Annotated in this window: 6 protein-coding genes and 1 pseudogene; 3 read left to right on the top strand and 4 right to left on the bottom strand. The window is 68.2% G+C overall.

The window, feature by feature from the left end; genetic code table 11:
- The 3 genes from odhB to zapE all read left to right on the top strand — a co-directional run.
- Positions 1 to 915 (top strand): 2-oxoglutarate dehydrogenase complex dihydrolipoyllysine-residue succinyltransferase (gene odhB, locus C666_RS17890; RefSeq protein ID WP_004346476.1); only part of this gene is annotated, 915 nt, incomplete at its 5' end.
- 83 nt (positions 916 to 998) lie between these two features.
- Positions 999 to 2423: a dihydrolipoyl dehydrogenase gene (gene lpdA, locus C666_RS17885; RefSeq protein ID WP_004346474.1), complete on the top strand. Its 1425-nt coding sequence runs from the start codon at positions 999 to 1001 to the stop codon at positions 2421 to 2423.
- Positions 2424 to 2507: 84 nt separating this feature from the next.
- Entirely contained in the window at positions 2508 to 3620 is a 1113-nt protein-coding gene (gene zapE / locus C666_RS17880; protein WP_004346473.1) for a cell division protein ZapE, read from the top strand.
- A 93-nt stretch (positions 3621 to 3713) separates the two neighbouring features.
- Here zapE and C666_RS17875 read toward each other — a convergent pair whose 3' ends face one another.
- The 4 genes and pseudogenes from C666_RS17875 to C666_RS17860 all read right to left on the bottom strand — a co-directional run.
- Positions 3714 to 5669 carry a PhoX family protein gene (locus tag C666_RS17875; RefSeq protein WP_004346469.1) on the bottom strand — a complete coding sequence of 652 codons (1956 nt, stop codon included), beginning with the start codon at positions 5667 to 5669 and terminating at the stop codon, positions 3714 to 3716.
- Positions 5670 to 5815: 146 nt separating this feature from the next.
- A complete protein-coding gene (gspN, locus tag C666_RS19395; protein WP_004346467.1) occupies positions 5816 to 6574 on the bottom strand; it encodes a type II secretion system protein N in 759 nt (252 codons plus the stop codon).
- A complete protein-coding gene (locus C666_RS17865) occupies positions 6574 to 7068 on the bottom strand; it encodes a type II secretion system protein M (protein WP_004346465.1) in 495 nt (164 codons plus the stop codon). Before C666_RS17865 ends, gspN begins: the two co-directional genes overlap by 1 nt.
- 78 nt (positions 7069 to 7146) lie before the next feature.
- Positions 7147 to 7518 (bottom strand): annotated as a pseudogene (locus C666_RS17860) (type II secretion system protein GspL); the annotation flags it as partial.

Raw genomic sequence — 7518 nt, 5'->3', positions numbered from 1 at the left:
GTCCAGGCCGTGACCCCGCCGCCGGCCGCGGCTTCGTCGTCCGCCGCCGGCGCTGCCAGCCCGGCCGCGCGCAAGATCCTCGACGAGAAGGGCATCGCCGCAGCCGACGTCGCCGGCTCCGGCCGCGGCGGCCGTGTGACCAAGGAAGACGCCGTCGCCGCCCAGCCGAAGGCTGCCGCTGCCGCCGCGCCGGCCGTCATCGCTGCGGTCGGCGACCGCGCGGAAGAGCGCGTGCCGATGACGCGCCTGCGCGCGCGCATCGCCGAGCGCCTGATCCAGTCGAAGAACGAGAACGCTATCCTGACCACGTTCAACGAAGTGAACATGGCCCCGGTGATGGCCCTGCGCAAGCAGTACGGCGACAAGTTCGAGAAGGCGCACGGCGTGCGCCTGGGCTTCATGGGCTTCTTCGTCAAGGCCGCCGTGGCCGCGCTGAAGAAATACCCGATCCTCAACGCCTCGGTCGACGGCAGCGACATCGTCTACCACGGCTACATCGACATCGGCATCGCGGTCGGCTCGCCGCGCGGCCTGGTGGTGCCGATCCTGCGCAACGCTGAATCCATGTCGATCGCCGAGATCGAGCTGAAGATCGCCGAATTCGGCCAGAAGGCCAAGGACGGCAAGCTGTCGCTGGAGGACCTGTCGGGCGGTACCTTCTCGATCTCCAACGGCGGCGTGTTCGGCTCGATGATGTCGACCCCGATCATCAACCCGCCGCAGTCGGCGATCCTCGGCATCCATGCCACCAAGGACCGTCCGGTGGCCGAGAACGGGCAGGTCGTGATCCGTCCGATCAACTACCTGGCGCTGTCGTACGACCATCGCATCATCGATGGCCGCGAGGCGGTGCTTGGCCTGGTGACGATGAAGGAAGCGCTGGAAGATCCGGCCCGCCTGATCCTCGACGTCTAACCCTTACGCGCCGGGGCGCGTTCCGTCGCAGGGTTCCGGCCCGCGCGACGGGGCTGCGCCCCGTTTTTCTGCAGGAGAGATGAATGTCCAAAGAATTCGACGTCCTCGTCATCGGTGGCGGTCCCGGCGGCTATGTGGCGGCCATCCGTGCCGCCCAGCTCGGCTTCAAGACCGCGTGCTGCGAATCCAACCCCTATGCCGACCCCAAGGGTGAGCCGCGCCTCGGCGGCACCTGCCTGAACGTCGGCTGCATCCCGTCCAAGGCGCTGCTGCACACCTCGCACCTGTTCGAGGAAGCCGGGCACAGCTTTGAGAGCCAGGGCATCAGCGTCGGCACGCCGAAGATCGACGTCGCCAAGATGATCGCGCGCAAGAGCGTCATCGTCGACCAGCTCACCGGCGGCATCAAGGGCCTGTTCAAGAAGAACAAGGTCACGCTGCTGAACGGCCACGGCGCCTTCGCCGGCAAGGGCGAGGCCGGCTGGCACGTCAAGGTCGGCGACGAACTAGTGGTCGCCAAGCAGGTCATCGTCGCCACCGGCTCGGCGCCGCGCCACCTGCCGGGCATCCCGGTCGACAACAAGATCGTGTGCGACAACGTCGGCGCGCTCGACATCGACGCGGTGCCGAAGAAGCTCGCCGTGATCGGCGCCGGCGTGATCGGCCTCGAGATGGGCTCGGTGTGGCGCCGCGTGGGTGCGGACGTGACCGTGCTCGAAGCCATGCCCGATTTTCTCGCTGCCGCCGACCAGGACGTGGCCAAGGAAGCGCTGAAGGTCTTCACCAAGCAAGGCCTCAAGATCAATCTCGGCGTGCAGATCGGCGAGGTCAAGGTCGGCAAGAAAGGCGTCACGATCAACTACAAGGACAAGGACGGCGCCGACCAGAAGCTCGAAGCCGATCGCCTGGTCGTGTCCGTCGGCCGCGTGCCGAACACCGCGGGGCTGAACCCCGAGGCCGTCGGCCTGAAGATCACCGAGCGCGGCATGATCGAGGTCGATGACCACTGCCGCACCAACCTGCCCGGCGTATGGGCGGTGGGCGACGTGGTGCGCGGTCCGATGCTGGCGCACAAGGCCATGGAAGAAGCGGTGATGGTCGCGGAACTGATGGCGGGCCAGGCTGGCCACTGCAATTTCGACACCATTCCGTGGGTCATCTACACCAGCCCCGAGATCGCCTGGGTCGGCAAGACCGAGCAGCAGCTCAAGGCCGCGGGCGTCGCCTACAAGGTCGGCAAGATTCCCTTCCTCGCCAACGGCCGCGCGCTCGGCATGGGCGACCCGACCGGCTTCGTCAAGATGCTGGCCGATGCCGATACCGACCGTATCCTCGGCGTTCACATCATCGGCGCCAACGCCTCCGAGCTGATCGCCGAAGCCGTGGTGGCGATGGAGTTCGCCGGCTGCAGCGAAGACCTGGCCCGCATCTGCCATGCCCACCCGACCTTGTCGGAAGTGGTGCATGAAGCAGCGCTCGCCTGCGACAAGCGTCCGCTGCACTTCTGATCGATCCGCAGTACCAGAAGGGGTGAGTGCGAGGGCGATCCCTCGCGTCTCACCCCTTTTCCCGTCAAGTTTCCGGCTTTGCCCATGTCCTATCGCATCCTCAACGTTCCCGAGCACGGGATGATCGAAACCTACGAAGCCCAGCTCAAGGCGCGGGGCTTCAAGTCCGATCCGGCGCAGCGCGCCGCCGTGCAGCGCCTGCAGGCGCTCTATACCGAGCTGGTGGATTTCAAGGCTGCCCGCCGCGGTACGCTGCGCAAGATGTTCGCGCGCCCGAAAATGCCGCGCAGCGTGTATTTCTGGGGGGGCGTCGGGCGCGGCAAGAGTTTCCTGATGGACTGCTTCTTCGAGTCCGTGCCTTACCAGCGCAAGCGCCGCGTGCACTTCCACGCCTTCATGCAGGAAGTGCAGGGCGATCTCAAGGACCACAACCACGAGCCCGATCCGCTGCAGAAGGTCGCCGACCGCATCGCGGCGCGGACCCGCCTGCTGTGCTTCGACGAGTTTCACGTCTCCGACATCGCCGACGCGATGATCCTGGGCCGCCTGCTCGAGGCGCTGTTCGCGCGCGGCGTCATCTTCGTCATGACCACCAATTACCCGCCCGACGGCCTGTATCCCAACGGTCTGATGCGGGTCAACTTTCTGCCCACGATCGAATTCATCAAGAAGAGCTTCGACGTCATCGAGGTCGACGACGGCACCGACTACCGCCTGCGCACGCTGGAAGCGCTCGAGATCTATCTGGTGCCGCACGACGACGCCGCCGAGCGCAAGCTCGAGGAAGATTTCGTCCGCCTCGCGAGCGGCCAGGGCGAGACCGGCGAGGTCGAGATCCTCGGGCGCAGGCTGCCCGTCATCCGCAAGGCGCAGGGGGTGATCTGGTTCGACTTCGACACTCTGTGCCGGGGCGCGCGCTCGCAGAACGACTACCTCGAGATCGCACGCGAATACCATTCGCTGGTGCTGTCCGGGGTGCCGAAGATGTCGTCCGGCAACGCCGCCGAGGCGCGGCGCCTGACCTGGCTGATCGACGTGCTCTACGACCATCGCGTCAAGCTCATCGCCAGCGCCGAGGCACCCGCCTACGAACTGTATACCGAAGGCCAGAACGCGCACGAGTTCGTGCGTACCGTCAGCCGCCTGATCGAGATGCGCACGCGCGACTACCTGGCCGAGGCGCACCGCGTCGAATAGGACCGCGCAACGGAAAGCGCCCGGACCTCGCGGTGCCGGGCGCCGAATGATTGCGCACCGGGCCGCGTCGCCGCGGCCGGTGTGCCTGCTGCCTTAGCTGCCGATCACGCCGCCGTCATCCTTGGTGATGATGATGGTCGCCGAGCGCGGCACCGAGGTACCGCCGTCCGGCCAGTGGCTGTTGCCGCCTTCGCCCGGGTGCTGGATGTTGATGAACATCGTCTTGCTGTCCGGGGTGAAGGTCAGGCCGGTCACTTCGCATTCCTGCGGGCCGACGAAGAAGCGGCGGATTTCCTTGCTCGCCGGGTCGGCGCACAGCATCTGGTTGTTGCCCTGGCCTTCGTATTCGCCGGCATTGCTGTAGTTGCCGTCGGTCTGGATCCACAGGCGGCCGTCCTTGTCGAAGCCGAGGCCGTCGGGGCTGTTGAAGGTGTTGTCGGTGGTGACGTTGGCCGAACCCGACTTGAGATCGTTGCGGTCGGTGTACTTCACCGGGTTGCCGGCGAGCACGAAGATGTCCCATTCGAAAGTGGTTGCCGCCGGGTCGTTGCCGGCTTCGCGCCAGCGCACGATCTGGCCGTAGCGGTTCTGCAGACGCGGGTTGGCCTCGTCGGCCGTGCTGCGGCCGGAGTTGTTCGTCATCGTGACGTACACCTCGCCGCTTTCCGGATGCACGCTGACCCACTCGGGGCGGTCCATCTTGGTCGCGCCGACGGCGTCGGCGGCGAGGCGGGCGTGGATCAGCACCTCGGCCTGGTTGGCGAAGCCGGCCAGTTCGGGCGTGGCGTCGCGGTCGAGCAGAACCCATTCGCCGTCGCCCATGAAGTCGCCGCTCGTCGCGCCGGCCTTGAAGCGGGCCACATAGAGCTTGCCGGCGTCGAGCAGGTTGGCGTTGTTGCGCGGGTTGCCGGCGATGTACTTGCCGCTCGAGACGAACTTGTACACATAGTCGTCAGCCTGATCGTCGCCCATGTAGATGGCCACGGTGCCATCGGTGCCGATGCGGTAGGCGGCGTTCTCGTGCTTGAAGCGGCCCAGCGCGGTGCGCTTCTTCGGCGTGGAGGTCGCGTCGAACGGATCGATCTCGACGATCCAGCCGAAGCGGTTGGATTCGTTGGGTTCCTTCTTGTAGTCGAAGCGGTCGACGAACTGCTCCCAGCCGTAGGACGTGGCGCCCGACGACAGGCCGTAGCGCTTCTGCGCGGCGCTGCGGCCGTCGCCTTCGGTGGTGCTGCCGAAGTAGTTGTTGAAGTTCTCCTCACAGGTGAGGTAGGTGTCCCACGGGGTCCAGCCGTTGCCGCAGTTGTTGATGGTGCCGAATGCGCTGGTGCCGGTGGCGTCGGCGCTGGTCTGCAGCAGGGCGTCGCCGGCGGCCGGGCCGGTGATCAGCATCAGCGTGGAGGCGGTGATGCGGCGGTTGTATTGCGAGTCGAGCTTGATTTCCCACTTGCCGGCGGTGTTCTTGGCAATGTGGATCACCGACACGCCATGGGCGGCGATCGCCTTGTTGGCCTGCTCCAGCGTCGTGATCGTGGTGTTCGGCGTGCCGAACAGCCAGGCGTAGGTCGCGCGGCCGGTGGTGGTGGTGTATTCGTGGTTCATCACCAGCAGGCCTTCTTCGCTGTTGCCTTCGGTCAGCGGGAAGAAGTGGATGCCGTCGTGGTTGTCGCCGACCTGGCGGGCCTGGGCGGCGGCGTTGTCGCTGCCATCGGTCTTCCAGGCAGCGCCGGAGAACAGCGGCGTGCCCCAGGGCGCGAACACGGTTGCGGTGTAGCCGGCGGCGACGTGCACGGCGTCGTCGGTGAAGATCGGGATTGCCTGGAAGCCGAGCAGCGGAGTCGGTTCTTCCGGAACCTCGACGGTCTCGTCGTCATCGTTGTCATCGCTCGTACAGGCCGACAGCGAGCCCGACAGGAAGACGGCCGCCGACAGGCCGATGCCGCTCTTCAGGAAGCCGCGGCGGCTGACGGCGCGTTCGACGACGGCCTGGAAGTGCTCGTTGTCGGACGTGTTGGTCGGAAGGTCATCAAGCATTTCGGGCTTGCTCATTGTGTCATCACTCCAGGAATGGGATTGGGCGAGCGAAGATTCTCGTCATGCAGCATTACGGCACAGTGAAAATTTCCTTACCAATGCGCGCGCCGCGCCTGCCGGGGCGCACGGCGGCCCGTGCGCCGCCTGTCCCCGGTGCGGGATCACCAGGCCAGGCGAAGGGCGCCACCCGGCACCGCGCGCGCGACGTCGGCCGTTATCGCGCCGATCTGGCGCACGAGTTCGCGATCGCCGTCGAGGACGACCTCGCCCTTGCTGCGCCCGCCCGGCATCACCTCGATGTCGCCGCGGGCGTCGAGGCGGTTGCCCGCATCGCCGTTCAGCGAAAGCCGCAGGCCGGCGCCATTGGCGGTGGCGTCGAGCGTGTAGCGCCCCAGCCGCGCATCGGGCAGGACGCTCAGTGACAGCGCGTCGACGGCGAGCCGGACGCGGCCGTCGCAGGCAAGCTTCCAGGTGCAGTGGCCGAGTTCGCCGCTGGCGTGCACGCTGCCGCTCCAGCCCAGGCGAGCGGCGGGGTGGGGCAGGGTGCGCACCAGCGGTGCCAGCGGCAGCGCGCTTCCGGGCAGATCGAGGCTGAAGCCGCCCGGCGACACGAGCACGCGCCCCGGGGGCTGGCCGTCGATCGCCAGCGAAAAGGCGAGGCGGCCGCGCCACAGCGCCCCGAATTCGAAGCGCCAGGCGATATCGACCCAGGGGCGGTAGCGGCCGGCGTCGCGCTCGGCGAGCAGGCCGCTACCGCGCCACAGCGTGCCCTGGCTGGTGATCAAGCGGATGCGGCCGTCGCCCGCCTGCCGCAGGCCGCGGTCGAGCAGGAAGGCAGGCGCGCCGGCGATGGCGAAGACTGCCAGCATGGCGGCGAACCATGCTGCGAGCACGATGGGGGAGCGCAGCAGGCGTCGCATCAGCGGGGCGTCGGGTCCTGGCTGGCGCCGCGGCCGAGCGATACCGTATAGGTGCCCGCCGCCGCGCCGTCGAACTGCATGTCCGTCACCCGCAGGCCGTACTCGGCGTGGAGTTCGCCCAGCCATGGCAGCAATGCGCTCAGGCTCGCACGCCCGGCGAGGCGGAAGGCGTGGCTGTCGCCGGCCTCGATGTCGACGGCCAGGCCATGAGAGCGGGCACTGGCGGCAAGAACCCCGCTGTCGGCCGCGGCGGGCTTGCGCGGCGCGCCACGCAGCCGGGCCAGCTCGGCCGCATCGAGCTCCATGCGCGCGAGCCTGTCGGCGAGCTGGGGAAGCTGGCGATCGAGGCGCGCGCGTTCGGCGAGCAGGCTCTCCGCGCCGATCAGCAGCGCCGCGGCGAGCAGGACGGCGATGGCGGCTTGGGCGGCGAGGCGTTCGCGCGGGGACAGGCGTTGCGCAAGGAGGCGGCAGCGTTCGGCAAGGGCGGGGATCATCGGGTCTTCGCGTGTCGGTCGATGGGGGAGGCGGGCCGGGGGCGGGGCGGCTTCGGGTGGTGGCTTCGGGAGGCGGCGTCAGGGAGAAGGAGACAGGCTCAGCCGCTTGCCGTCGGCTTCCACGGCAAGGCCATGGCGGGCGATCGCCGCGGTGGATGCGGGCGCTGCCGGCAGGTCGGCGATCAGGCGCTGTTCGCGGTAGGTGAAGGCCTCGGGCACGCTGCCGGTCACGGCGACGACGGCGCCGAGCATGGAGAGCATGTCGTCTTCGGCCAGTTCGCCCTGGGCGTGGCGTGCATCGCGCAAGGCGCGCTGGAGCTGGAGCGCGGGCGCGATCGCCGGTGTTCCGGGCAGCGCGTCGGCGAACACCCGGTCCTGGCGCTGCGCCAGGCGGGCGGCCTCGCCGCGGTCGGCCAGCACGCCCGCCGCCATGGCAATGCCGGCCAGCGC

Origin of the sequence: Thauera linaloolentis 47Lol = DSM 12138 (assembly GCF_000310205.1) — a bacterium.
In the GTDB taxonomy this organism is placed as follows: Bacteria; Pseudomonadota; Gammaproteobacteria; order Burkholderiales; family Rhodocyclaceae; genus Thauera; species Thauera linaloolentis.
Note: the sequence above shows the minus strand (reverse complement) of the source record. Positions and strands in the feature narration are given on the sequence as shown.

Coding starts and splice junctions, on each gene's coding strand:
- zapE (WP_004346473.1), top strand. CDS start 2,508: ATGTCCTATCGCATCCTCAACGTTCCCGAGCACGGGATGATCGAAACC.
- C666_RS17865 (WP_004346465.1), bottom strand. CDS start 7,068: ATGATCCCCGCCCTTGCCGAACGCTGCCGCCTCCTTGCGCAACGCCTG.
- C666_RS17875 (WP_004346469.1), bottom strand. CDS start 5,669: ATGAGCAAGCCCGAAATGCTTGATGACCTTCCGACCAACACGTCCGAC.
- lpdA (WP_004346474.1), top strand. CDS start 999: ATGTCCAAAGAATTCGACGTCCTCGTCATCGGTGGCGGTCCCGGCGGC.
- gspN (WP_004346467.1), bottom strand. CDS start 6,574: ATGCGACGCCTGCTGCGCTCCCCCATCGTGCTCGCAGCATGGTTCGCC.